The 23,682-nt window shown below is 62.5% G+C and carries 24 protein-coding genes; 10 read left to right on the top strand and 14 right to left on the bottom strand.

The genetic code is table 11. The features are described 5' to 3' along the window. Positions 1–13: 13 nt before the first annotated feature. The 5 genes from AB4Z11_RS00470 to AB4Z11_RS00450 all read right to left on the bottom strand — a co-directional run bounded on the left by AB4Z11_RS00470 (position 14) and on the right by AB4Z11_RS00450 (position 7,001). Entirely contained in the window at positions 14–955 is a 942-nt protein-coding gene (locus tag AB4Z11_RS00470; RefSeq protein ID WP_442021812.1) for a PfkB family carbohydrate kinase, read from the bottom strand. Next, positions 952–2,799 (bottom strand): alpha-amylase family protein, encoded by a 1,848-nt coding sequence (locus tag AB4Z11_RS00465; protein WP_442021810.1) that lies wholly within the window; start codon positions 2,797–2,799, stop codon positions 952–954. Before AB4Z11_RS00465 ends, AB4Z11_RS00470 begins: the two co-directional genes overlap by 4 nt. Positions 2,800–2,831: 32 nt before the next feature. After that, positions 2,832–5,189, bottom strand: coding sequence for a TonB-dependent siderophore receptor (locus AB4Z11_RS00460; RefSeq protein WP_442021808.1), 2,358 nt, complete (start codon positions 5,187–5,189; stop codon positions 2,832–2,834). Positions 5,190–5,358: 169 nt separating this feature from the next. After that, on the bottom strand, positions 5,359–6,381 hold the full coding sequence (locus tag AB4Z11_RS00455) for a LacI family DNA-binding transcriptional regulator (RefSeq protein ID WP_442021806.1): 1,023 nt from the start codon (positions 6,379–6,381) through the stop codon (positions 5,359–5,361). An 8-nt stretch (positions 6,382–6,389) separates the two neighbouring features. Then, entirely contained in the window at positions 6,390–7,001 is a 612-nt protein-coding gene (locus AB4Z11_RS00450; RefSeq protein WP_442021804.1) for a glutathione S-transferase family protein, read from the bottom strand. A gap of 130 nt (positions 7,002–7,131) precedes the next feature. On the opposite strand from AB4Z11_RS00450, the gene purB reads away from it, so the two are divergent. The 4 genes from purB (at position 7,132) to AB4Z11_RS00430 (ending at position 10,380) form a co-directional block, all read left to right on the top strand. Continuing rightward, entirely contained in the window at positions 7,132–8,505 is a 1,374-nt protein-coding gene (gene purB, locus AB4Z11_RS00445) for an adenylosuccinate lyase (protein ID WP_442021802.1), read from the top strand. 199 nt (positions 8,506–8,704) lie between these two features. Next, positions 8,705–9,229 carry a cytochrome b gene (locus AB4Z11_RS00440; RefSeq protein WP_442021800.1) on the top strand — a complete coding sequence of 175 codons (525 nt, stop codon included), beginning with the start codon at positions 8,705–8,707 and terminating at the stop codon, positions 9,227–9,229. 19 nt (positions 9,230–9,248) lie between these two features. Further along, on the top strand, positions 9,249–9,794 hold the full coding sequence (locus tag AB4Z11_RS00435) for a YceI family protein (RefSeq protein WP_442021798.1): 546 nt from the start codon (positions 9,249–9,251) through the stop codon (positions 9,792–9,794). A 19-nt stretch (positions 9,795–9,813) separates the two neighbouring features. Continuing rightward, complete coding sequence (locus tag AB4Z11_RS00430; protein WP_442021796.1) at positions 9,814–10,380, top strand: YceI family protein; 567 nt, start codon at positions 9,814–9,816, stop codon at positions 10,378–10,380. 63 nt (positions 10,381–10,443) lie between these two features. Here the strand turns inward: AB4Z11_RS00430 and AB4Z11_RS00425 are convergent, their stop codons facing one another. Further along, positions 10,444–10,923, bottom strand: a complete 480-nt coding sequence (locus tag AB4Z11_RS00425; protein WP_442021794.1) for a hypothetical protein — start codon at positions 10,921–10,923, stop codon at positions 10,444–10,446. A gap of 191 nt (positions 10,924–11,114) precedes the next feature. Between AB4Z11_RS00425 and AB4Z11_RS00420 the strand changes: the two genes are divergently transcribed. Further along, positions 11,115–11,384 carry a GlsB/YeaQ/YmgE family stress response membrane protein gene (locus tag AB4Z11_RS00420; RefSeq protein ID WP_442021792.1) on the top strand — a complete coding sequence of 90 codons (270 nt, stop codon included), beginning with the start codon at positions 11,115–11,117 and terminating at the stop codon, positions 11,382–11,384. A gap of 39 nt (positions 11,385–11,423) precedes the next feature. On the opposite strand, the gene AB4Z11_RS00415 is transcribed toward AB4Z11_RS00420, so the two are convergent. Genes AB4Z11_RS00415 through AB4Z11_RS00405 form a run of 3 tightly spaced genes read right to left on the bottom strand, consistent with a single transcriptional unit; the run spans position 11,424 to position 12,781 of the window. Beyond that, the gene (locus AB4Z11_RS00415) at positions 11,424–11,801 is read right to left on the bottom strand and encodes a GFA family protein (protein ID WP_442021790.1); all 378 of its coding nucleotides are present in this window, start codon (positions 11,799–11,801) and stop codon (positions 11,424–11,426) included. Positions 11,802–11,819: 18 nt separating this feature from the next. Beyond that, positions 11,820–12,134, bottom strand: coding sequence for a DMT family transporter (locus tag AB4Z11_RS00410; RefSeq protein ID WP_442021788.1), 315 nt, complete (start codon positions 12,132–12,134; stop codon positions 11,820–11,822). Beyond that, positions 12,134–12,781, bottom strand: a complete 648-nt coding sequence (locus tag AB4Z11_RS00405) for a glutathione S-transferase family protein (RefSeq protein WP_442021786.1) — start codon at positions 12,779–12,781, stop codon at positions 12,134–12,136. Before AB4Z11_RS00405 ends, AB4Z11_RS00410 begins: the two co-directional genes overlap by 1 nt. A gap of 66 nt (positions 12,782–12,847) precedes the next feature. Between AB4Z11_RS00405 and AB4Z11_RS00400 the strand changes: the two genes are divergently transcribed. The 4 genes from AB4Z11_RS00400 (at position 12,848) to AB4Z11_RS00385 (ending at position 18,378) form a co-directional block, all read left to right on the top strand. Then, positions 12,848–13,747, top strand: coding sequence for a LysR family transcriptional regulator (locus tag AB4Z11_RS00400; RefSeq protein WP_442021784.1), 900 nt, complete (start codon positions 12,848–12,850; stop codon positions 13,745–13,747). A 46-nt stretch (positions 13,748–13,793) separates the two neighbouring features. Beyond that, complete coding sequence (locus AB4Z11_RS00395) at positions 13,794–14,357, top strand: NADPH-dependent FMN reductase (RefSeq protein ID WP_442021782.1); 564 nt, start codon at positions 13,794–13,796, stop codon at positions 14,355–14,357. 61 nt (positions 14,358–14,418) lie between these two features. Next, on the top strand, positions 14,419–16,104 hold the full coding sequence (locus tag AB4Z11_RS00390; RefSeq protein WP_442021780.1) for a M14 family zinc carboxypeptidase: 1,686 nt from the start codon (positions 14,419–14,421) through the stop codon (positions 16,102–16,104). A gap of 9 nt (positions 16,105–16,113) precedes the next feature. After that, complete coding sequence (locus AB4Z11_RS00385) at positions 16,114–18,378, top strand: FUSC family membrane protein (RefSeq protein WP_442021778.1); 2,265 nt, start codon at positions 16,114–16,116, stop codon at positions 18,376–18,378. On the opposite strand, the gene lhpI is transcribed toward AB4Z11_RS00385, so the two are convergent. Further along, positions 18,375–19,304, bottom strand: a complete 930-nt coding sequence (gene lhpI / locus AB4Z11_RS00380; protein WP_442021776.1) for a bifunctional Delta(1)-pyrroline-2-carboxylate/Delta(1)-piperideine-2-carboxylate reductase — start codon at positions 19,302–19,304, stop codon at positions 18,375–18,377. The genes AB4Z11_RS00385 and lhpI overlap by 4 nt on opposite strands. Positions 19,305–19,329: 25 nt before the next feature. Between lhpI and AB4Z11_RS00375 the strand changes: the two genes are divergently transcribed. Continuing rightward, a complete protein-coding gene (locus tag AB4Z11_RS00375) occupies positions 19,330–19,635 on the top strand; it encodes a YkgJ family cysteine cluster protein (RefSeq protein WP_442021774.1) in 306 nt (101 codons plus the stop codon). On the opposite strand, the gene AB4Z11_RS00370 is transcribed toward AB4Z11_RS00375, so the two are convergent. The 4 genes from AB4Z11_RS00370 to AB4Z11_RS00355 form a co-directional block, all read right to left on the bottom strand. Beyond that, positions 19,632–20,048, bottom strand: a complete 417-nt coding sequence (locus tag AB4Z11_RS00370; RefSeq protein ID WP_442021772.1) for a hypothetical protein — start codon at positions 20,046–20,048, stop codon at positions 19,632–19,634. The two genes, AB4Z11_RS00375 and AB4Z11_RS00370, sit on opposite strands and share 4 nt — an antisense overlap. A gap of 17 nt (positions 20,049–20,065) precedes the next feature. Further along, positions 20,066–20,692: a Vat family streptogramin A O-acetyltransferase gene (locus tag AB4Z11_RS00365; protein ID WP_442021770.1), complete on the bottom strand. Its 627-nt coding sequence runs from the start codon at positions 20,690–20,692 to the stop codon at positions 20,066–20,068. Positions 20,693–20,704: 12 nt separating this feature from the next. Then, on the bottom strand, positions 20,705–22,321 hold the full coding sequence (locus tag AB4Z11_RS00360) for a diguanylate cyclase (RefSeq protein WP_442021768.1): 1,617 nt from the start codon (positions 22,319–22,321) through the stop codon (positions 20,705–20,707). 3 nt (positions 22,322–22,324) lie between these two features. Beyond that, positions 22,325–23,682: S9 family peptidase (locus AB4Z11_RS00355; protein WP_442021766.1), on the bottom strand; the 1,358-nt coding region annotated here is incomplete at its 5' end.

The raw sequence follows: 23,682 nt of genomic DNA, 5'->3' as shown, positions 1-23,682 counted from the left end.
AACTCCGGTAAGGTCAGGCTTGCCAGCGCTGGAGCCATTGTTCGTAGAAGGACAGGTCAGGCGGCACAGCCCCGGACAAGCCGCACACAGCGCCCGCAAATGCATTCGCGCGCGCCATCGTCAACGCCAGCTCCCAGCCCTGCACATGGCCATGCAGGAAGACTGCGGAGAAGGCATCGCCCGCGCCGACGGTGTCGACCAGCTTGTAGGGCTCCTCGTTGCCATGCTCGCGGATCACGCGGCCATCTGCATCAATATACATCGCACCGCGCGGCCCCAGCGTGACGATCAGCGCCCGCAAACTGAATTGGGTGATCAGGCCGGAGCAGGCCTGCTGCACCCGCGTATCGTCGGCGCGCACGACCGGCGGCGCATCGGGCGCGTACCAGGCAAATAGCGCAGCCAGTTCTTCCTCGTTGACCTTGAGGATGTCCGCATGGCGCAGCGATTCGAACACGCTACGTTCGGTGTACTGGCCCTCGCGCAGATTCAGGTCAAGATAGCGTGTGGCGGCCGTGGCAGCCAGCAGGTCCAGCAGAGCCGAGCGCGAACGGAGGTCGCGTTGGGCCAGCGTGCCGAAATAGAGCACGCGCGGCGGCGCTCCGGCCAGCGCAGCCACCGCAGGGGCGGACGCAATATGGTCGTATGCCTGCTCGGGCAGGATATGGAAGCGATGTCCGCGCATGCTCCGCTCGACCACCACACGCCCGGTGGGCCATTGCGAATCGACTTGCAGCCCGGACTGCGGCATGCCATAGCGCTCAAATTCGGTGCGCACCCGGCCACCGTTTTCGTCTTCACCAATGCGCGTGATCATCAGCGTGGGCGTGCCAAGCGCCGCCAGGTTGCGTGCCGCGTTGAAGGGCGCACCGCCAACGACCTGCTCGTCGCCAAAGTCGTCCACCAGTGCTTCGCCAAACATTACGACATCCATGTCTGTCTTCATCGTTGTCATTTCGCGCGCTCCAGCCAGTGCATGGCCCATGGCGCAAGCTGCATCTCGCCCGAAAATGGCTGTCCTGATAAAGCGTCGCACCAGAAACCGTCCAGAGCAAACGCCTGTGGCGCACCGGAGAAATTGTAGAGTGCCAGGAAGCGCTCGCCGCGTGCCAGCGCCAGCACCGGGGACGGCGCCGCCAGCAAGCGACGTGGCGCATCGGCCGCCAGCTCCGGCAGGCGCTGGCGCGTGGTGATCAGTGCGCGCAGTCCGGCATAGACGCGGCCCGCAGGCGTCGCGGCATTGCGGCGCTGAACGAAGCGCTCCTCGTTCAGCAGCGGGCGCTGAAGCCAGCGGCTGTCCATCGCGCGGTCGGGGCGATCACGGAAGCTGTAGTCATTGGTCTGGCCCAATTCATCGCCCATGTACAGCACCGGCAGCGCGCCAAAGCTGAGCGCAAGGCCATGCAGCAGCAGCAGGCGGCGCAACGCCAGCGCGTCATCACCGGACGCGTCTTCGAGGCCCACCAGGCTGGCGGCCATGCCGTTGCTGCCGTGGGCAGCGGCCGGATCGCTGCTCTGGAAAGCCTCGCCGCGTGCATAGCTGCCGCCCGCTCCGGCAAAGAAGCGGGAAATCGCAGCCAGACGCGACGCGCCGTCGCGCCCTGCCTCGCCGGCTTCGGCCTTCAGCACATTCCAGCCAATATCGTCATGGCAGCGCACGTAACTGAGCCAGCTGGCATGCGGCGGCAGCTCGGGCGTGCCTTCCGCCACGCGGCGCAGCAAGGCGGTGTCCTGCTCCGCTAATGCTCCCCACGCGGCCGCCATCAGGCTGCTGTGATAGGCGATATGGCATTCCGGCTGCTGCGGCTGTCCGAAGTAAGCCGGCAGCTCGCGTGTTGGCACGATAGCTTCCGCCTTCAGCAGCACGCCCGGCGCTGCAATCGCAACGATGGCGCGCAAGGCCTGCAGGATGGCATGCGCCTCCGGCTGGTTCATGCTGTTGCTGCCTTCGCGTTTCCACAGGAAGGCGGTGGAATCGAGCCGGAACACCTCGACGCCGCGGTTGGCCAGGCGCAGCAGCGTGGCAGCCATTTCCGCAAACACTTCCGGATTCGACCAGTTGAGGTCCCATTGGTAGGGGTAGAACGTCGTCCACACCCAGCCGCCCATTGCCGGCACTTCGCTGAAATTGCCCGGCGCCGCCTGAGGGAATACCTGCCCCAGCGTGCGCTCGTAGCGGTCCGGCATTGCGCGGTCGGGGAAGACGTGGAAGAAGCGGCGCAGGCGCTCATCACCTTCGCGTGCGCCTTGCGCCCAGGGATGGTCATCGGCAATGTGGTTGAGGATAAAATCCGCGCACAAACTGATGCCGGCACTGCGCAAGCTCGCGGTCAGCGCCTCCAGATCCTCATTGCTGCCAAAGCGCGGATCGACTTCTTCAAAGCTGGCCACTGCAAAACCGCCATCGTTCTCCCCTGCCCGCATTTTCAGGAAAGGCAGCAGATGCAGATAGCGCACGCCCAGCTCCTTCAGGTGCGGAATACGCTGCTCGACGCCTCGCAGGTTGCCGCCGAAGCGGTCTACATAGCTGCAGTAGCCGAGCATGTGCTGGCCGAGGAACCAATCCGGCTGCGCTGCGCGTGCGGTGTCCTGCGCCGCCAGCGCGGGAGGACGCTGTCCGTGCACCTTGCCGATCTCCGCCAGCAGGCGCGCGTACCACAGCTCGAAATCGGGCACGCTGCCATACAGGCCTTGCAGGCAGTTGTGCAGCGCCGGGCCGTGAGCGCCGAAGCGCCGCGCAGCTTCTGTGCGCCTGCCTTCCGGCATCGCGTTCAGCAGGTGGTGGATGGAAGAAGACATCGGCATTGCAGGTTCCAGTATCAGCATCGGATTCAGAAGGAGTAGTTCAGGCCCGCTTTCACGGCACGGCCGCCGATCGAACGCGCGGCATGGCCATCGCCTTCGACCTCGGTGTAACCGATCTTGTTGAGCACATTGTTGGCGCTCAGCGACATGCTCAGTTTTTGGTTGAACTGATAGCGGGCAAACAGGTTCACCACATGGAAGGCCGGCATATTGATGGTGTTGGCGTCATCCGCCCACGAGCGGCCGGTGCCAACCACGCTGCCGCCTACGGTGACCTGTCCCCACACATAACTCGGTGCGATCTGGTAGGTGAAGCGTGCCTGGCGGCGCGGTGTATGACCGATGGTCGATTCCTGGCCCGCGGCAGCACCGACGATTTCAGCGTCGGTATAGGTCACGCCGCCGTTAATGCGGAAGTCACCCAGGCTCCACGCTGCTTCCAGCTCGGCACCGCTGGCCTTGTAGCGGTTGGCAGTGCTGATCTGCGTGGTCGCCTCGAAGTTCGATTCATCCGTCTTGGCGTGGAACAGCGTCAGGAAAGCGCTTGCACCGCCTGAGCGCCATTTCACACCGCCCTCGTACTGCTTAACCGTATTGATATTGATTGGCGCGCTGCCGTCCAGCGGAGTGCTGAACAGGATACGGTCGGCATTGAAGGCCACGCCTTCGCTGACGCGCGCAAACACGGCCAGGTTACGGTCGAACTGATAATTGCCGCCGACGGAATAGGAGGTATGGTTGATCTTGTAATCGACCTGCTGTTCGGTGGACGCGTTGTACTGCAGGCCATTGGCTGCGATGTTGGCCGTGCCGTCGGCACGCTGGCGGTCCTGGCGCACGCTGGCGTCGACGTTCAGCGGCCCTTTTTCCCAGCCCAGGTTCAGGTAGGGCGAGAGCAGCTTGTATTCCATGTCCACCGCACGCATGCAGCAGCCGCCAAAGGCCGGACCGACATAACCGGGAGTGGGCGACGCTGTCTGCAGCAAGGCCGGCTTGTCTTCGCTGAGCTGCATCAGGTATTCGTTGAAGTTCCAGGTCAGGCCCAGTTTCTGAATCGATGAGTACAGGCCGCCCGTTGCGGTCAGCTTGCCGCCTTCGACATTGAAGGTCTTCGACAGCTTCAGGTCATTCAGGGTATTGCCGGCATCATCGATCGAGGTATTGAAAACCACGGCGGAGAAAGCCAGATCGTTGTAGGCCTTGCCCTTGTTGGGTCCCGTGGCAAACACATAATTGCCGGCCACGCCGTTATTGCCCGGGAAGACGCCGAGGAAGCGCCCGCTGTTGCTGGATTTGCGGAAGTTGTCGCTGATCGTGAAGCCATTGCCCAGGTCGAACTGGGCGGCAATGCCAAAGCTGTCGCTCTTGACACGCAGGCCGTCGTTGACGTTGCTGGAGGCGCGGCCATTGTCCTTGGTGAGCGAGACGTCGCGCGTCCAATACGGCGAGTAAAAGGTCGCGGTGCGCGGGTCGATGCCGGGGATTTCGCTGATCTGGCCATTCGTCACGCGCACCGGCACCGGCAGCGCGGTCGGCGCCTTATCGTCCAGATGCTTGAAGGAGAACCGAATCCAGCCATTGTCCAGCTCACGCGTGACGTTGCCGCGGATCTGGCCGCCGTCTTCCGTGCTCATGCCCGTGTTGCGCTGGCCTTCGCCAGTGCGGTAATGCCCGCCGATGAAGAAGCGGGTCTTGGCATCGAAGCGGCCGCCGTAGTCGAAGTCATAGCGCGTCTCGTCGTAGCCCAGGCCACGCTGGATACCCAGATTGCCGCCTTCCTGCTCGCCCGTCTTGCTGATGAAGTTGATGATGCCGCCTGGCGAGTTGGTTGCCAGCGTGGATGCCGAGCCACCGCGCACCACTTCCAGGTGGTCGAGCGTGCCGTCGATCTTCACGTAGCTGTCCGGCGTAATGAAGTTGAAGTCGCCCGACTGCAGCACGGGCAAGCCGTCTTCCTGTATCTGCACATAGCGCGAACCACCGGCCGAAATCGGCACGCCGCGCACGGTGATGTTGGCATTGCCTTCGCCGCCCGAAGATTCGGAACGCACGCCGGGGATGGAGCGCAGCACTTCGGCGGCACTAGTGGGCGCTGCCAGGGCAATGTTCTCGGCGTCCATCGTGCTGACCGAAACGCTGGAGCGCATTTTCGAGCTGCGGCTGGCGGTGCCGGTGACGACGACGCGTTCCAGTTTCAGTCCGTCCACTGGTGCTGCGGGGCTTTCCGCTGCGGCGACGGTCGTGGCCACGTCCTGCGCCGGCGCGGCGGCTGTGCTGGTAGCTGGTACGGAATCCGGCGCGGTTTGCTGGGCGCTGGCAGGGTTGGCGAATGCGGCAGCGATGGCGGCAGCCATGCAGCCAAGTTTGGCTGTGCGTAAAACCATTGTCTCCTCCGATTAGGGGCTTATTCGAGGCCGCATCGTCCCGGCGGCCAGGTCTGCTGTACTGCAGATGCCTCATTATTCATCAGCTTTTTGAAAATTGCAATCGATTGCAATAAATTTGCAAAAAAGCTTCTGCAATAGGCTTAATCCAGATTGCAAACGGTTGCAATCAAATGGAACTGGAACGGCGAACGAGCGCAGTGGGGAGTTCGACGGACGGGGCCTGCCGGCCTTCGGTCAATTGCAGCAGGGCCGCCACCATGGCACGCCCGGCTTCCTGCACGGGCTGGCGCACCGTGGTCAGGGGAGGATGGAAATAGGAGGAAAGTTCGATATCGTCATAGCCAACAACGGCGACATCTTCCGGCACAGCGCGGCCCTGCTCGCGCAGGGTGTTAATCGCCATCATGGCCAGCAAGTCGGAACAGGCGAAAACGGCGTCGTATTGCACGCCGCGCTGTGCCAGTTCGGCAATGGCTTCGCGTCCGCCTTCCGGCAGGAAGGAGGCCGCCACGCACAAGGCTGGATCAACCGGCATACCGGCCGCCCGCAAGGCTTCGCAATAGCCGCGATAACGCTGCTCCACTTCCGGCAAGCGCGTATCGCCGAGGAAGGCGATGCGCTTGCGGCCCTGCGCCAGCAGGTGTTCCGCTGCAAGGCGTCCGCCGCTGACGTTGTCGCCGCCAATGGTGCAATACAGCTGCTGCGGCAACTGGGCTCCCCACACCACGATGGGCACATGGCGCGCCGCCATTTCGTTCAGCTGGTCGTGGTGGCCCCATTGGCCGATCAGGATGATGCCGATCACGCGGCCCGTATCGAACGGCGTCGCAGCGGCGTGCAGCTGCTCGGCATCGACCCGCGACAGCAGCATGTCGAAGCCCTGCTCCGTCAATGCGTCCGCCAGGGAGCCGATCATGCTGAGGAAGAAAGGATCGGACAGGCTCTGATGCACCTGCTGGTCGGACGGCACCACCACGGCCACAGTGCGGTTCTGCTTCAGGCGCAGGTTCTGTGCGCCGACATTGATGGTGTACTTGAGCGAACGCGCCAGCTCCATGATGCGGGTGCGCGTTTCTTCGTTGACCAGCTTACTGCCCGCCAGGGCGCGCGAGACGGTGGATGTGGACACGCCGGCAAGGCGCGCGATGTCCGCCATCTGCAGGCGGTCCTGGGAAGTAGGTTTGGCCATGCGTGCCGTTATGCGACGGGCACGGTGTCCTTGAAGGACGGACGCTCGGACAGCTTGTCAAACAACTTGCCCAGGTTCGGGTGCTTGTCGCGCCAGTCGATTTCCGGGAAGCGGAAGCTGAGCCAGCCCAGGGCGCAGCCGACGGCCACGTCGGCCAGGGAATAGTGATTACCGGCGCACCAGGCGCCGTCTTCCAGGCGCTCGGACATGGACGCCAGGCCCAGCTCCACTTTCTTCAGCTGGCGCTCGATCCACTCCGGACTTTGCTGCTTTGCGGGACGCAGGGTGCGCTCCAGGCGCACCAGTACACCGGCGTCCAGCACGCCGTCGGCCAGGGCTTCCCAGCATTTGATATCGGCCCGTTCGCGGCCGTTAGGGGGCAGCAGTTTGCACACCGGAGTGAGGGTGTCCAGGTACTCGACGATCACGCGCGAATCCTGCATGACATAGCCGTCTTCCATGACGAGGACCGGCACTTTGCCCAGCGGGTTCAGATTCTGGATCGTCGTTTCGGCGGCCCAGACATTTTCCTGTTCGAAGTGGTAGTCGAGTTTCTTTTCCGCCAGCACCACGCGCACCTTGCGCACGTAAGGACTGGTGAGTGAACCGATAAGTTTCATAGAAGCCAAGAGTCGAGAATTAGATAGCAGTATAACATCTAGGTTTGGCGCTTTGTCGCAGCGCAGAAACGGCGAGTGGCTTTCACGCCAATGGTAAAATCTTGTTTTTTCCCGCCTCTCCTTCCTTTCTATGACTACGCCCTACTCCACCTTGTCGGCCCTGTCCCCGCTGGACGGCCGCTACGCGTCCAAAACCGACAAGCTGCGTCCTATCCTGTCCGAATCCGGCTTCATGCACCACCGCGTGAAGGTGGAAATCGCCTGGCTGCAGGCCCTGTCGCAAGCCGGTTTCGCCGAGATCAAGCCGTTCTCCGCCTCCGCCACCGCCCTGCTGGACAAGCTGGCCGCCGAATTCACGGAAGCCGATGCCGCCCGCATCAAGGAAATCGAAGCCGTCACCAACCATGACGTGAAGGCCGTGGAATACTGGCTGAAAGAGAAGGTGAAGGACGTGCCGGAGCTGGTGGCCGCGTCGGAATTCATCCACTTCGCTTGCACGTCGGAAGACATCAACAACACCTCCCACGGCATGATGCTGAAGGCCGCGCGCGACGGCGTGATGGTGCCGGCCCTGAACGGCCTGGTCGCCAAGCTGACCGAAATCGCCCACGCCAACGCCGAGCTGCCGATGCTGTCCCGTACCCACGGCCAGACCGCCAGCCCGACCACCCTGGGCAAGGAATTCGCCAACGTGATCGCCCGCCTGCAGCGCGCCATCGAGCGCATCGCCAAGGTGGAAATCCTGGGCAAGATGAACGGCGCCGTGGGCAACTACAACGCCCACCTGTCGGCCTACCCATCGTTCGACTGGCCTGCGTTCTCGAAGAACGTGATCGAGCAGCGCCTGGGCCTGGTGTTCAACCCGTACACCATCCAGATCGAACCGCACGACTACATGGCTGAACTGTTCGACGCGTTCGCCCGTGCCAACACTATTTTGCTGGACCTGAACCGCGATATCTGGACTTACGTGTCGCTGGGCTACTTCAAGCAGAAGCTGAAGGCGGGCGAGATCGGCTCCTCCACCATGCCGCACAAGGTCAACCCGATCGACTTCGAAAACTCGGAAGGCAATCTGGGCCTGGCCAATGCCGTGCTGAAGCACCYGTCCGAAAAGCTGCCGGTGTCCCGCATGCAGCGCGACCTGACCGATTCCACCGTGTTGCGCAATATCGGCGTGGGCTTCGGCTACACCCTGCTGGCTTACGACAGCTGCCTGCGCGGCCTGAACAAGCTGGAAGTGAACCCGGCCCGCCTGGAAGCCGACCTGGACGCGAACTGGGAAGTGCTGGCCGAGCCGGTGCAGACCGTGATGCGCCGCTACGGTATCGAAAACCCGTACGAGCAGCTGAAGGAGCTGACCCGCGGCAAAGGCATCTCCAAGGATGCGCTGCGCGAGTTCATCAATGGCCTGGCGATTCCGCAGGAAGCCAAGGATGGCCTRCTGGCCATGACGCCATCCAACTACGTGGGTATCGCCGCTCAGCTGGCGAAAGCCATCTAAACCATAACGAAGGTGGCTGCCACCTTGTGGCAGCCACCAGCTTTATGGTGTTGGTTAAAAAAGGGCCCCTGCGGCCCTTTAACTTTTTCTTAAGGCAATTCTCTGTTACTTTGCGTACTCTGCGTTGCTCAGGCAAGCTTTGCGTTTCTTTGGTATATTTAGTCCTAATGCGTACTAATTTCTTTCACTAATTCAAGCAATGGAACGATATACCAAAACAGCAATATTGATTCACTGGCTCACCGCTCTGCTGATCATTGCCGCTTTCACCCTCGGTCTGGTGATGACCGATATTCCGGGCCTGACGCCAACCAAGCTCAAGTATTACTCCTGGCATAAATGGATGGGCATCACCGTGCTCGCGCTGGCCGTGATCCGCGTGCTGTGGCGCAAGGCGAATCGCCCGCCAGCGCRTCCGGCTTCGATGAGCGCGCTGCAGGCCAAAGCGGCCGACGGCATGCACTACTTCCTCTACTTCCTGATTTTCGCGGTGCCGATTACCGGCTATCTGTACACCACGGCAGCGGGTGTGCCCGTTGTATACCTGGGCCTGTTCCAGATTCCTTCCCTGTTTGCCGCAGATCCTGCACTCAAGGAAATTCTGAAACCTGTACATTACTGGTTGAACATGATCATGGCGGCGGCGGTTGCCGCCCACGTCCTGGCCGCGCTCAAGCATCACTTTATCGATCGCGACAGCGTGCTCAAGCGCATGTTGCCCTAAACCTGTTGGAGTTATTTTTATGAAGAAAAGCGCATTGCTCGTTTCCCTGCTGGCGGTATCGCTGGTGGCTGGCGCGGCCGTCCTGAAGACCGATCCCGCCAAGACCAGCGTGTCGGCAGTGTTCAAGCAAATGAACGTGCCGGTCGAGTCCAAGTTCAAGAAGGCCAGTATCGTGATCGACTACAACGCCGCCACGCCGGATTCGTCCAAGGCTTCGGTTGAAATCGACACCGCCTCGCTCGATCTGGGCGACGCCGAAATGAACAAGGAAGTGGCGAAGAAAGAATGGTTCAATTCCGCGCAGTTCCCGAAAGCGACCTTYGTGTCCAGCGCCATCAAGGCGGCCGGTCCGGGCAAGCTGAATGTGACGGGCAAGCTGACCATCAAAGGCAAGGTGCAGGACGTGAGCTTCCCGATCGCCGTGAAGACTGACGGCGGCCAGCAAGTATTCGAAGGCGCCCTGCCAATCAAGCGTCTCGCTTTCAATGTGGGCGAAGGCGAATGGAAAGACACCGGCATGGTTGCCGATGAAGTGACGATCAAGTTCCACGTCGTAGGTAATTAATTTTTTGGAGATACTCGTAATGCGATTCAAGCTGCTCACCGCTGCCCTGCTGGCCGTATCCGCTTCCGCTGCCTTTGCCGGTACGTACAACATCGACCCGACCCACACCTACCCAAGCTTCGAGGCTGACCACAAAGGCCTGTCCGTATGGCGCGGCAAGTTCGACAAGACTTCCGGCACCATCCAGATGGACCGCGCGGCCAAGACCGGCACGATGGACATCATCATCGACGCAGCGTCGATCGACTTCGGTCTGGACAAGCTGAACTCCCACGCCAAGTCGGCCGACATGTTCAACGTCGAGAAATTCCCGACCGTGACCTACAAGGGCAAGTCCTTCAAGTTCGACGGCGAGCAGCTGGTGGCCGTGGAAGGTGAGCTGACCATGCTGGGCGTGACCAAGCCGGTCACCCTGAAGGTCAACAAGTTCAAGTGCATCGTCGACCCGCGCATGAAGCGTGAAGTCTGCGGCGCCGACGCCACCGCCGAGTTCAAGCGTACCGACTTCGGCCTGAACTACGCCACCCCAGCCTTCTCCCCGGACGTCAAACTGGCCATCCAGGTCGAAGCCATCAAGGCGGAGTAATAGAAAACGGCCGATCAATGATCGGCGCTACGTAGGGCGGGTCATCGACCCGCCGCATCGCCATCAGGCTTTATCGATCTTGTCCCACGCCGCGCGGGCGGCGTTTTTGGCTTGTTCCCAGGTCAGCCGGGACTGGCCTTTCACCTTATCCCATTCCGAGCCGAGCTTATCTTCCAGCTGGTCCCAGTGCGTGTCGCTGCGGCCGCGGATGGTGTAGCCGACTTCATAGGCTGGCTGGTAGTCGTCGAAGTCGTAGTTGGGGTTGAAGTAAGTCTCGTTGCGGTAGTGATCCTGCCAGTAGACACGTTCTTCGGCCGGGTTGACGTAAGCCGCCACGCCCTGCCCCACCAGTCCGCCTGCCAGCGCGCCAATCGCGGCGCCGGCTGCAATGCCGATCGGGCCGCCGGGAGCGCCGGCCGCGGCGCCTGCGACAGCGCCGGTGCCCACGCCCAGTCCGGTGCCGACCGGATGCTCACTGAGGGATTCTGCAACGTCCAGAGGGTCGCCGTCCTTGCGGCGCAGATCCTTGTCCTTGCTGTCCATGGGAAATCCTTTCCAAGATAAACGCTTTGCTGCCACCTTAGGCCAGCCCGGCTGCGGCATCTGTTCGTTGCCTCACATCTGCAACGGTTCGCTGGCGCACTGACCTTTACCGAAGCGCGTCCTACACTGGAATCAGGGCCGGGCAATAGGCTGGCTGCGATCTGTCAACCAAAAGACCGAGGGGGTGAGCAATGAACTTCATTATCTGGATCGTTATTGGCGGCATCATCGGCTGGCTCGCCAGCCTCGTCATGAAGACCGACGCGCAGCAGGGCATGTTCCTGAACGTGGTCGTGGGCATCATTGGCGCCCTGCTGGGCGGCTGGCTGCTGTCGCCGCTATTCGGTGCGGGGACCATCAATGCGGACGATTTCAGCGTCATGTCGCTGGTAGTGTCCTTCCTCGGCGCCGTGATATTGTTGGCGATCGTCAACCTAATTTTCCGCGGACGGGTCAGATAACCCCCCACGGCTGAGCAGCCCGCCAGGCCAGGCGGGCTTTTATTTGCCCGGCACCCAGGCCGGCTTGTGCTCGGTGAACCATTCGCGTTCCAGCGGCTTGTCGTAGGCCGTGTCCATCGCGCCCAGAGCCAGCGCAATGCGCTCCGGTTCCAGCGTGGTGCGGAAGGTCAGCGACGATCCGCATACCTTGCAGAAGCCGCGCCGTCCATATTCGGACGATTCGAATTCCACCAGCAGATTCTTGCCGCGTTCGATCACGAAGCCTTTGCTATCGACGTTCACATAGCTTCCCGCCGCCGCGCCGTGCTGCTTGCGGCAGTTGTCGCAGTAGCAGTGGCTGGAGCGGAAGAACGGGCCATTGGCCTTGTAGGTAATGCCGCCGCACAGGCAGCTGCCGCGAATCGGTTCAGTCATCATGGTCTCCTTATCCAGGAGCTATTCTGCCAGCTTCAGCCCCATGATGCCCATGACGATGACCGCGATCAGCACCAGCCGCAAAGGCGACGCGCTTTCGCCGTAGAAGACAATTCCCAGCGCCGCCGCACCCGCCGCGCCAATGCCCGTGAAGACGGCGAACGCCGTACCGACCGGCAGATTGCGCAGCGCGAGCGTGAGCAGCAGGATGGCGCCGTTGGCGAACAGCAGGCCGAGGATGCTGGGCCACAGCCGCGTCCAGCCRTCCGCATACTTCAGCGCGACAGCCATGGCGATGTCGACCAGTGCCGCGGCCAGCAACAGCAGCCAGGCCATTACGCGGCATCCGCCCGCGCTGGTGGAATGGCGGCGGCGAGTCCGCGCTGCACGGCGGGACGCGCTTCGATGCGCGCCAGCCATTCCGCTACTGCCGGGTAATCGCTCATCGAAATCCCCAGCTCATGGTGCGAACGCAGCCAGGTGAAGGCCGCGATATCGGCGATCGAATACTGGCCGGCAGCCACCCACGGCTGTTCGCGCAAGCGCTCTTCGTACACGCCGTACAGCCGCCGCGCCTCGCGTCCATAGCGCTCCAGCGCCATCTCGTTGCGCTCCTTCGCACCATGACGGAAGAACCAGAGCTGGCCCAGCATCGGACCAATACTCGCCATCTGCAGGAACAGCCATTGCAGCACTTCGCTGCGCGCATCGCCGCCTGCGGGCAGCAGCCGTCCCGCGCAATCGGCGAGGCCGGCATGGTCCGCAAGGTGAATCAGGATCGCGCCGGACTCGAAAACCGGCCGGCCGTCCTCCTCCACAAGCAGAGGAATCTTGTGGTTTGGACTCATCTCGCTGAACGGCGGCCGATGCTGCTCGCCAGCGTTAAGGTCCACGAATACCACCTCGTGCGGCATGTCCAGCTCTTGCAGCGCGATGGTGATCTTTTGCCCGTTGGGCGTGTTGGCAGTGTGTAGTGTTTTCATGCAGCCAGTGTAGCCGCCGCAAAAACGCATTAAAATTCTCAAAATTAGCGGAACGGTTAAGCAAATATGCATAATCTGGACTGGGAAGATCTGCGCCATTTCGCCGCCGTCGCGCGGGCGGGCACCATCGCGGGCGCGGCGCGCGAACTGGGCGTGAATCATTCGACGGTGCTGCGCCGCCTGGACAGCCTTGAACAGGCGCTGGGCGTGCGCCTGTTCGAGCGCCTGCAATCCGGCTATGTGATGACCGCCGCCGGCGAAACGCTGAGCGCCCGCCTCGGCCCCATCGAAGCGGAAATCGGCTCCGCCCAGCGCGAACTGGGCGGCCTGGATGAAGAGCTGCGCGGACCGATCCGCCTCACTACCACGGACACGCTGGCCCATGGCCTGCTGATGCCCATCCTGCACCGCTTCCAGGAGCTGCATCCGGCAGTGCAACTTCAGCTGGTGGTCAACAACAGCTTCCTGAACCTGACCCAGCGCGAAGCCGACATCGCCGTGCGCCCGTCCAATACGCCGCCCGCGAATCTCGTGGGCCGCAAAGCGGGCGTGCTGGCGACGGCCTTCTACGCCTCCCACGCCTACCTGCGCAGCGCCCAGCGTCTGGGCATCGCGCAGGACGACTGGCCCGCCCACCGCTGGGTCGCGCCCGACGAATCGCTGTCCCACCTGGCGATGGCGCAATGGCTGGCCCGGCACGTGCCGCCGCAGCAGTATGCGGTGCGCGCCGATAGCCTGATCACGATGGTGGACGCCGCCCGTCACGGCATGGGCGTATCGCCCCTGCTTTGCCTGCTGGCCGACCGCGAGCGCACGCTGGAGCGCCTGGCCGAGCCGGACCCGCTCTTCCATACCCAGCTGTGGGTACTCACCCATCGCGACCTGCGCAATGTGGCAAGGATCAAGGCGCTCAGCCAGTACCTTTACGAGGAACTGCAGCAAAACGAGCACGTTTTGCCGGCATGATGTACATTGTTTTTTCTTCATCACCCCTGACAACCGTGGAGCTATCATGACCAAGAAAGTGGCCCTCATCGTAGGCAGCCTGCGCAAGGACTCCCTGAACCGCAAATTCGCCAACGAACTGGTGGCGCAAGCGCCGGCGTCGCTGCAGTTCGAATTCGTCGACATCGGCGAACTGCCGCACTACAACCAGGACCTGGACGATGCCAACACGCCGCCGGCTGCCTGGACCGCCTTCCGCGACAAGCTGCGCGCCATGGACGGCGTGGTGTTCTTCACGCCGGAGTACAACCGCGGCATTCCCGGCACGCTGAAAAACGCCATCGACGTCGGTTCCCGCCCATGGGGCAAGAGCATCTGGGCCGGCAAGCCAACCGGCGTGGTGTCCGCCTCCATCGGCGCAGTGGGCGGCTTCGCGGCCAATATGCAGGTGCGCCAGAGCATGGTCACGCTGAATGCGCCGACCATGCCCGGCCCGGAGGTCTACATCGGCAACGGCACCAGCCTGCTCGGCCCGGACGGCCACGTCACCAATGACCAGACCAAGGAAACGCTGAAGAAGTGGGCCGCCGCTTTCGCCAACTGGGTCGAGGCAAACGCACCGAAGGGCTGATGGTAAAATCCGAGCGCGCCTACCCGGCGCGCTTCCCGCCCAACTCTGAGATCCAGACGCCATGCCAGAATTGCTCACGCCTTACGAAAAAGGCAACCAGAACCAGACCACGCTGTGGACCGAATGCATCGCCTTCTACGAAGAACTGGCGCGACGCTTCCCCAACATTCTGAAGTTCGAGCAGGCCGCCGTCTCGGACGCGGGCATTCCCATCCACGTTGGCATCGTCAGCGCGGATGGGGTGTTCGACCGCGAACAGATCAAGCGCGAAGGCCGCACGGTCTTCTTCAACAATAACGGTATCCACCCCGGCGAGCCGGAAGGCATCGACGCCTGCATGGCAATGGTGCGCGACCTGTGCTTCCAGCCGGAGCGCCTGGCAAAGCTGGGCAAGACGGTGCTGCTGTTTGTCCCGATCTATAACGTGGACGGCTGCCTGAACCGCGCCAACACTTCGCGTCCGAATCAGGAAGGCCCGGAACAATTCGGCTTCCGCGGCAACAGCCGCCACCTGGACCTGAACCGCGACTTCATCAAGTGCGACACGCTGAATGCGCAGTTCTTCAACAAGCTGATTACGGCCTGGGACCCGGATGTGATGGTCGATACCCACACCTCCAACGGCGCCGACTACACCTACACCATGACCCTGATCCACACCCAGCCGGACAAGCTGGGCTCGGGCCTCGGTCCATACCTGCGCGAGAAGATGCTGCCGCAGATGTACAAGGACATGGAAGCCGCCGGCTGGCCGACCTGCCCTTACGTGAATCCGGTGCAGGATACGCCGGACGACGGCATCGCCGACTTCCTCGAAGTGCCGCGCTTCTCCACCGGCTTCACCGCCCTGCACAACATCATCGGCTTCATGCCGGAGACGCATATGCTGAAGCCCTTCAAGGATCGCTACGATTCCATGCGCGCCCTGGTGGAAGTGACGCTGGCTTACACCATCGCCAACGCCGAAGAAATCAAAGGCCTGCGCGCCGCCGCCAAAGCTGCGCAGCGCAAGCAGAAGGAATGGGCTGTGACCTGGTCCATGGATGAAGCCAACCCGGCCAAGTTCCACTTCAAGGGCTATGAAGCGAAGCGCCATCCGAGCGTGATCGGCGACTACATCCGCCTGTCCTACGACCGCAGCAAGCCATGGGCGCGCGACATCAACTGGTTCACCCACTTCAAGGCCGACACCGTCATCAAGGCGCCGAAAGCCTATGTGATTCCGCAGGCCTGGCGCGAAGTGATCGAGCGCCTGCAATGGAATGGCGTTGAGATGACCCGCATCGAATCGCCGACCACAGTGCATGCCCAGTATTACCACATCGCCGAGGCGCAACCACGCATTCACGCTTACGAAGGCCATATGTTCCATGACGTGGTGCAGGTCGAGAAGCGCGAAGGCAGCTTCAATCTGAACGTGGGCGACTGGCACGTGTCGCTGGATCAGGACAACGCGCGCTACGCCATCGAAACCCTGGAACCGCAGGCGCACGACAGCTTCTTCCGCTGGGGCTTCTTCAATTCGGTGCTGGAGAAGAAGGAAGCCATCTCCGACTACGTGTTTGAAGACCTGGCGCTGGAAATGCTGCAAAGCGAGCCTGAACTGAAGGCGAAGTTCGAAGCGTGGAAAGAAGCCAATCCTGCGCTGCTGTCCAATCAGGAAGCCGTGCTCCACTTCATCTTCCACAATTGCAAGCGCCACGCGGAGCCAGAATGGCGCCGTTATCCGGTGCTGTCGATTGTGTAAGACGGGGCCATGCACTACGCGCTAAACCTCCGCACTTTCTTCTACAGCCACTACTTCCACCTGGGCCTGCGCTTCGGCGCTGGCCTGGTGGGCATTATCGGGCTGACGCTGTGGGCCTTCGACGTGCACATCGCCATGTCGGTCGGCATCGGCGCGCTGTGCACGGCGCTGATGGACATGCCCGGTCCTCTGCGCCACAAGTTCAACGAGATGATGGCGTCGGTCCTGCTCTGCACGACCGTCACCCTGGTCATCAGCCTGTTCGGCCCCTATTTCTGGCCTTTGATGGCCCTGCTGGTGGCGGTGAGTTTCTTCGCCAGCATGATGGTCGTCTACGGCAAGAAGTCGATGCCGCTGCAACTGGCGACGCTGTTCATCATGACGATGTCGATCGAGCAGACGCTCACGCCTTTGCAGTCCTTTGCGCACGCAGGCCTGTTCCTGCTTGGTGCGCTGGCTTATCTGGCGTATGCAATGGGCGTGGCCTGGACGCTGCGCCACCGCATCAAGCAGCAGGTGCTGGCCGAGGCGCTGTTCGAGCTGGCGGCCTATATCGACATCAAGGCCGATTTCTACGACACGCGCTACAACCTCACCGAGCAGTTCAACAAGCTGGTACGCCATCAGGCTTTGCTGGCCGATCGCCAGCAGGCATCGCGCGATCTGATCCTGCGTTCGCACCAGAATCGCAAGGACGCGATCGTGGTGCAGATCCACGTCTGCATGCTGGATCTGTACGAGCAGATCCTGTCCACGCACACGGACTATGCGCTGCTGCGCAATCATCTGGTCGATTCGCCGTCGCTGAAAACCCTGCACGATCTGGCCTACAAGGCGGCGCGCGATATCGAGTCGGTGGCCTTTGCCGTCACGCGCAAGCGCGCCTCGTTCAGCGAGATCGATTACACGCCGGAGTTCAACGCGCTGGATCGGCAGATCGCCGAGCTGCAAACGGAAGTCGATGCGGGCAAGCCGCGCCAGGAAGCGCTGGCTGTGCTGCGCGCCCAGCGCAACAAGGTGCGCGCAATCGCCACCATGATCGCGGATTTGCATGCCGCTTCACAAAAGGACATGGGCAATACGCCGTATTGGGCGGACATGGACTTGCAGCCCTTCCTGTCGCAGCAGAAGTATGAGCTGGACCTGATGCTGTCGCACTTCCGCTGGGACTCGCCGATCTTCCGCTTCTCGCTGCGCGTATCGATGGCGATCGCGGCGGGGCTGGCAATTGCAGCCATGCTGCCATATCAAGCGCATAGCTACTGGATCATTCTGACTATCGTGATTATTCTGAAGCCCAGCTTCAGCATGACTAAACAGCGCCGCAGCGACCGCATTGTCGGCACGGTGATCGGCTGCATCATCACAGCCATTGTGCTGAAGTTCTTCAATTACGCGCCGGTGCTGCTGGCGGTGCTGATCGCCGCCACGGTGGCGACCTTCACCTTTACCTATCTGCGCTACCGCTATGCGGCGATTGCGGTCAGTGTGATGATTCTGCTGTGGATGTACATCATCTCGCCCGGCGGCGGCATGATTTACGAGCGCCTGGTCGATACCTTTATCGGCGCGGCGATCGCGACGGCCTTCAGCTTCGTGCTGGCGAGCTGGGAGTATCAATCCCTGCCACGTCTGATCCGCGATGTGCTGGACGTGAACCTGCGCTATATGGAAGCCAGCTTCGATCTGCTGCAGGGGAAGCATCGCAACGATTTCATCTACCGCATCCAGCGCAAGCGCCTGATGGACGCGCTGGCGGCGCTCAGCGCGGCGCTGGTGCGCATGCTCGACGAACCGGCCAGCAAGCAGCGCGCGGCTGAGGATATTAATTTGTTCATCGTGCAGAATTATCTGCTCGTCGCCCACGTCGCGGCCTTGCGCGCGATTCTGCGCCGGCATGTGCGGGATATTCCGGCGGGTGAGGTGAACGCCATGCTGGAGCAAAGCCACGAGCAGGTCTACCAAACCCTGACCGTCGCCCTCGCCCGCCACAATGGCATCTCGGCATCAACAGTCGCTCCGTCAGCATCTCCAAGCGCGACGTCGGCGGCCACCGCCAAAGCGGGCCACGCAACAGCCGCCACCTCGGCCAGCGCTTTGGCCAGCGTCCCAGCTGGCGCGGCGGGCGGCGCCGCGGCTGCAACGTCCGCTGGCTGGTCCGTCCCTGGCTGGCCAGGCTGGCCGCTGGTTCAGCGCCGCATCCAGCTGCTGCAGGCCGACGCCGACAAAATCATCGTGCACAGCGAAGCGATCATCCGCAACGTCCAGCCTTAACCGGCGCCGCGCATCGACAGCGCCACACGCGCGGCCGCCAGATCCCAGGCCGCGCATCCAACCGTCTTGAGCAGCACCGGCTCCGCCGTAGCCAGCGGCGGCCCAGTCAGCGCCGCGCTCAGGCCCTGCACGCGCTCCCAATCCACGCCCGCCTGCAGCAGGTCCCCCGCTTCGTGCCGGGCGCCGTGCAGATCATCCACAAATACCCGGCTGGCGCGTACCGTCTCCGCGCCTATCTCCGCCGCTGAAGGCTTGAACGACCCGACAGCAATCAGCAAGCGTCCCGCCCGCGCGGGCAAGGAATAAACCGGCTGCGCGCTCGTTGTCGCCGTAATCACGACATCGACTGCCTCGTCCACCGCGCAAAGATCCGCCGCCGCATAACGTGGTCCACCCGCGCCCGGCAGCAAAACATCCAGCTCCATGCAGAAACGCTCCAGGGAGGCTGCATTGCGCCCTGCCACATCGATTGTGACAGCCGGATACAACGCGGCCAGTGCCTTCGCATGGCTCAGCGCCTGCACGCCCGTCCCAACCAGCAGCACGCGGCGCGGTGCATGGCCCAGCAGCGTTTCAATGCCCAGCATGGACAACGCCGCCGTGCGCCGCTCGGTCACCGTAGCGCCATCCAGAATCAGCCGGATACCGCCATCGGCAGCATCGACCACGCTGAGCTGCCCGGCAATCGTCGGCAATCCACGCTCAGGATTATCCGGTACGACGGAAACGAGTTTGTGGACAGCGATATCCGGCGCCGTTGCAATCATCGACAGCAACATGCCGCCCGCGCGCAGCGGCTGCACCTGCCGCGCCGGACAGGCAATCACACCGCGCGCCAGCTCATCGACCGCCCGCCGCAGTGCTGAAACGAGCGCAGGAAACGGCAGCAGCGCTGCGGTAGCGGCAGAATCGAGCGACTCCCTCATGCATCCTCCTGCTATCATTAGCCGCATGTCACATTGCCAGGGCTGCGGCGCGTGCTGCGCCCTATTCCGCGTATCGTTCTATTGGGGCGAAAGCGACGCGCATCCCGGTGGCTCCGTCCCTCAGCACTTGACGATCCCCGTCACACCCTACCATGTCGCCATGCGCGGCACCGACACCGCTCCTTCGCGCTGTGTCGCGCTGACCGGCGAAGTGGGCGATTGCGTCGGCTGCGAAATCTACGCCCAACGCTCCAGCACCTGCCGCGAATTCAACGAAGGCACTCCCGATTGCAACCGCGCCCGCGCCGCATATGGGCTGTCGCCGATTTAACTGTTTGCTTTGCCAACGGTCCCGAACGATACCCAGTCCTTTTCCATCGACTCCTCAATCTGGCTAAACAGCTGGCTTGCTTCATGAGGTGCGACGGATTCATACTTCAGACGCCGGACCAGCGCCTCAAGCGCCTTGGACTTCYTCCAGAACCAGGCTGACTTCTGCTCGAACCTGAAAACAGTGCTCGCGGTGAGCATCACCGCAGGCAAGGAGGCAAGCGCAGCACGGGTCCACTTGGGCAATTCGTCAAGACCAACCGTCAGGCCTGCAGTAATGCTGGCCACGACGATGACGCCTGAGATGAAGTAAGCACAAAAATAGTTTTGTCTCGCCCAGCGTTTGGCGTCCGCGGCCGCGAGCGAAATTTCACCAAAAATGTCCTGCCCAAGCTGTTCCGGCGAATCGCTCATGCTGAAATCCTCTTCGGTTAAAGTTTGAGTGCGCTAATCTCGCCTGCCGTGATGGCGCTCAGATGTTGGGTGATCTTTTCGATTGGCCAATCCCACCAGGCGATGGCCTCCAGTTCTGCAACAACGTCCGGAGCGAAGCGCTCCTTGATCTGCCTGGCGGGATTGCCGCCGACGATCGAATAGGGTGTGACGTCGGACACGACAACCGAGCGCGATGAGATGATGGCGCCGTTACCGACTTTCACGCCCGGCATGATCAGGCAGTCATAGCCGATCCACACATCGTTGCCGATGACGGTATCGCCCTTGTACGGTAACTCGCCCGGTTGCGGCATAGCCTTTTCCCAGCCGTTCCCGAAAATGAAGAAAGGATAGGTCGATACGCCGGCGGTCTTGTGATTGGCGCCGTTCATGATGAACTTCACGCCGCGCGCGATCGCGCAGAACTTCCCGATCACCAGCTTGTCGCCGATGAAGGGGAAGTGATACAGCACATTACGTTCGAAGTTCTCGGAGTCATCCGGATCGTCGTAATAGGTGTAGTCACCAATGACGATGTTCGGATTGGTGACGGTATTCCTGATGAAGCACACCTGCGGGAAGCCCGCCATCGGGTGCTTGTTCGATGGGTCTGGACCGTTCATGCATAAATACTATCACGCGCAGCAGACGCGGTTCCGGCCGGATTCCTTGGCGCGATAGAGCAGCGCGTCCGCTTTTTGCAGCATGGCTTCGGCGGTGCCGGCGGCGATATCGGCGCACACGCCCATGCTCATGGTGACCTTCAGTTCCGGGTGCACTTCATGCCAGTCGAAATTCTCGATCAGGCTGCGCAGCTTGTCGCATAATGCTGCAGCTTGTGTGCCGGGCGTTTCCGGAAAAGCCATCACGAATTCTTCGCCGCCGTAACGTGCCACCAGATCGGACAGGCGCATGTGATTGCGCAGGATGCTACCAACCTGGCGCAGCACGGAGTCGCCAATCGCGTGCGAATATTTGTCGTTGATTTTCTTGAAGTGGTCGATATCGCAGATCACCAGCGTCAGCGGACGCTTGTGGCGCACGGCCTGGTTGAACAAGGTCGTCGCTTGCTCGTCGAAGTGGCGGCGGTTGTACAGCTGGGTCAAGGCGTCGCGGATACTCAACTCGCGCAGTTGCTCCGCCTGCTGCAGGATGGTCTGATGCGACGCTTCCAGCTCTTCGTGTTTCTGCGCCAGCTGCTCGCTCATTTCATTGAAGGCGCCTGCCAGCTGGGCCACTTCGTCCTTGCCGCGCACGGGCACCTGTTGACGCAGTTCTCCCTTGTGCATCAGGCGCACGGCCCGCGTGAGGCTGCGCACACTGCGCGTCTGGCTCCGGCTGAGCGTCCAGCCGAGGACCAGCGCCAGCACGGCTGCGGCGGCGACGCCTGCCAGCAGGGAGGACTTCATCGCGTCCAGGTACTCCTGCTCCTGGCGCGTGGGCGTCAGCACGCCTTCAGTGGACATGTGCGCGACGGCGCGGCCATCCACCAGGATGGGACGGGAGGTCAGACGCAGCTTCTCAGGCAGCAGTTCGCCGGGATGGAATTGGCCGCCGCCGAGCAGTACACGATAGTCAGCATCAGCCAGGACGAAGCGGAAGCGCGGTTCGCCGGGAGGACCACCAGGCGGCCGAAAGCCACGGCCCGGCGGTCCGTCCGGCGGCGGCGGGCGCGGCCCCGGTGGGCCATCGCGAAGAGCGCCATTCTCGGGTGGGCCGTCCAGCATCGGGCGCAAACCACGCGGGCCATCGCGAGAGGGGCCATCCTCGGGAGGGCCGTCCAGCGTCGGGCGCAAGCGGGGCGGACCATCGTGTGGGGGAGCATCGTCTGGTGGGCCGCCGAGCCGGCGCAGCCCATTCGGCGGTGCGTCGTCCGGCCGGCCGTCCAGGTGGGGACGCAGTTCCGGCGGGCCGTTGCGCGGTGAGTCGGCGTCGGGACCGGCGGCGGCGCCTGCGCGCTGCAAGGCCGCTCGCTGGCCTGTGCGATCCGGCGGCAGAGGCGCCAGATCGCCCTGCTCGCCAGCGGTGCGGCGCACGAAGCTGTCGAAGGATTCGTTGGCGTTGGCGGTCTGCCAGTCGCCGTACTTGGCCAGGTAAGCCGTCATGAAATGGTGGAAGTGCTCTGCCGCCTGATCGCGGCGGATGGCATCGACCTTGTAATTGACCGACACATACGCCAGCCCGCCCACCATTGCCACCGCTGCCAGCCCGGTGAACAGCAAGGCCAGCATCAGCTTTACCCGAACCCGCATGCCTTAACTTCCCAGGTATCGATTGAACCAGCTGATCGTGCGCTGGCGCATATCGCGCAGGTGCTCAGGTTTTTTCATCGAGTGCCCCTCGCCTTCGTAGATCACCAGCGAGGACGGCACGTTCATCGCGCGCAGGCCATGCCAGAACTCCATCGACTGCGCCGGCGGGCATTCCACATCGCGCTCGCCAACAATCACCAGGGTCGGCGTCCTGGCCGACTTGATCGATTCGATCGGCGAGGCAGCGCGATAGACGGCTGGATCGTCATAAGCGGTGGCGCCGAAGAACGGCACCATCCACTGATCGATACCATTCTGGCCGTAGTAGCTGATCCAGTTTGCGATACCTGCGCTGGCCACGGCGGCCTTGAAGCGTTGGCTGTGCGTCACGCCCCACATGGTCATGAAGCCGCCGTAGGAATGGCCCATCAGGCCCAGGCGATTGACATCGATTGGCGCCACCCGAGCGGCCGCATCGACGCCAGCCAGAATATCGCGCAAGTCGCCACCACCGAAATCGCGGCGGTTGGCGCGGGTGAATTCCTGGCCCTGGCCGTAGGAACCGCGTGGATTCGGCATGAACACGAAGTAGCCCGCTTCAATCAGCAAGCGCGCCGTCGGGTTGCCATACTCGCCCGCCGACACATAGCGCGGCGACACGGCCGACGACGGACCGCCGTGCACTTGCACGATCATTGGATACTTCTTGCTCGCATCCACATTGCGCGGGCCGATCAGCCAGCCCTGCACGCTGAAGCCTTCGTTCTGCCAGCTCACATTGCGCACGGAGACTTGCGGCGCAAAGCCTTCGTTGTCATGCGTGATGGTTTGCAGCCTGGCCACAGGACCAGCCACCAGGCGCGGGCCATGTTCGAAGTCCTCCTGCGCCGCCGCAGCCTTGCTGCCGTCGGCGCTGAAGGAGAAACGGCCATCCGAACCCATCGAGCTCACGGCAGCGGACCAGCGCTGTTCGGCTTTGCCCGATTTGGCGTCAATCGACACCAGCGCCGTCTGGTCGCCCAGCAGCGCGCTGCCTACCAGCTGATTGCCGCGCCATGCGATGCCGTTGAACGTGCCCTTGAAGCCAGGCGTGAGATTGACCGGTTCGCCGCCAGCCAGCGGCACCGTCCAGATATCGCCGCCCACCACGCCGAAGTCGCTCATCAAGCCGCCGATGTAGGCCACGGTCTTGCCGTCGGCCGACACGCGCGGCATGTTCAGCTGCGTGCCCGGCGAGGCGATCACGCGCAGCGCGCCGGTGGCCGCATCCACGTAGGTCAGCTTGGCTACCCACCAATTGTTATCGCCATTGCCTTTGGCGCTGGTGGACACGAAGCCTTTACCGTCCGGCGTCCAGTCGT

It is taken from the genome of Pseudoduganella sp. RAF53_2, assembly GCF_052113985.1.
Taxonomy (GTDB): domain Bacteria; phylum Pseudomonadota; class Gammaproteobacteria; order Burkholderiales; family Burkholderiaceae_D; genus Rugamonas.
The sequence above is the reverse complement of the archived record's forward strand: the minus strand, read 5'-3'. Positions and strand labels throughout refer to the sequence as shown.

Bases quoted from the DNA above. Each gene is read 5' to 3' on its own strand.
- AB4Z11_RS00470 (WP_442021812.1), bottom strand. From the start codon at position 955: ATGACAACGATGAAGACAGACATGGATGTCGTAATGTTTGGCGAAGCA.
- AB4Z11_RS00465 (WP_442021810.1), bottom strand. From the start codon at position 2,799: ATGTCTTCTTCCATCCACCACCTGCTGAACGCGATGCCGGAAGGCAGG.
- AB4Z11_RS00460 (WP_442021808.1), bottom strand. From the start codon at position 5,189: ATGGTTTTACGCACAGCCAAACTTGGCTGCATGGCTGCCGCCATCGCT.
- AB4Z11_RS00455 (WP_442021806.1), bottom strand. From the start codon at position 6,381: ATGGCCAAACCTACTTCCCAGGACCGCCTGCAGATGGCGGACATCGCG.
- AB4Z11_RS00450 (WP_442021804.1), bottom strand. From the start codon at position 7,001: ATGAAACTTATCGGTTCACTCACCAGTCCTTACGTGCGCAAGGTGCGC.
- AB4Z11_RS00430 (WP_442021796.1), top strand. From the start codon at position 9,814: ATGCGATTCAAGCTGCTCACCGCTGCCCTGCTGGCCGTATCCGCTTCC.
- AB4Z11_RS00425 (WP_442021794.1), bottom strand. From the start codon at position 10,923: ATGGACAGCAAGGACAAGGATCTGCGCCGCAAGGACGGCGACCCTCTG.
- AB4Z11_RS00420 (WP_442021792.1), top strand. From the start codon at position 11,115: ATGAACTTCATTATCTGGATCGTTATTGGCGGCATCATCGGCTGGCTC.
- AB4Z11_RS00415 (WP_442021790.1), bottom strand. From the start codon at position 11,801: ATGATGACTGAACCGATTCGCGGCAGCTGCCTGTGCGGCGGCATTACC.
- AB4Z11_RS00405 (WP_442021786.1), bottom strand. From the start codon at position 12,781: ATGAAAACACTACACACTGCCAACACGCCCAACGGGCAAAAGATCACC.
- AB4Z11_RS00400 (WP_442021784.1), top strand. From the start codon at position 12,848: ATGCATAATCTGGACTGGGAAGATCTGCGCCATTTCGCCGCCGTCGCG.
- AB4Z11_RS00395 (WP_442021782.1), top strand. From the start codon at position 13,794: ATGACCAAGAAAGTGGCCCTCATCGTAGGCAGCCTGCGCAAGGACTCC.
- AB4Z11_RS00390 (WP_442021780.1), top strand. From the start codon at position 14,419: ATGCCAGAATTGCTCACGCCTTACGAAAAAGGCAACCAGAACCAGACC.
- AB4Z11_RS00385 (WP_442021778.1), top strand. From the start codon at position 16,114: ATGCACTACGCGCTAAACCTCCGCACTTTCTTCTACAGCCACTACTTC.
- lhpI (WP_442021776.1), bottom strand. From the start codon at position 19,304: ATGAGGGAGTCGCTCGATTCTGCCGCTACCGCAGCGCTGCTGCCGTTT.
- AB4Z11_RS00375 (WP_442021774.1), top strand. From the start codon at position 19,330: ATGTCACATTGCCAGGGCTGCGGCGCGTGCTGCGCCCTATTCCGCGTA.
- AB4Z11_RS00365 (WP_442021770.1), bottom strand. From the start codon at position 20,692: ATGAACGGTCCAGACCCATCGAACAAGCACCCGATGGCGGGCTTCCCG.
- AB4Z11_RS00360 (WP_442021768.1), bottom strand. From the start codon at position 22,321: ATGCGGGTTCGGGTAAAGCTGATGCTGGCCTTGCTGTTCACCGGGCTG.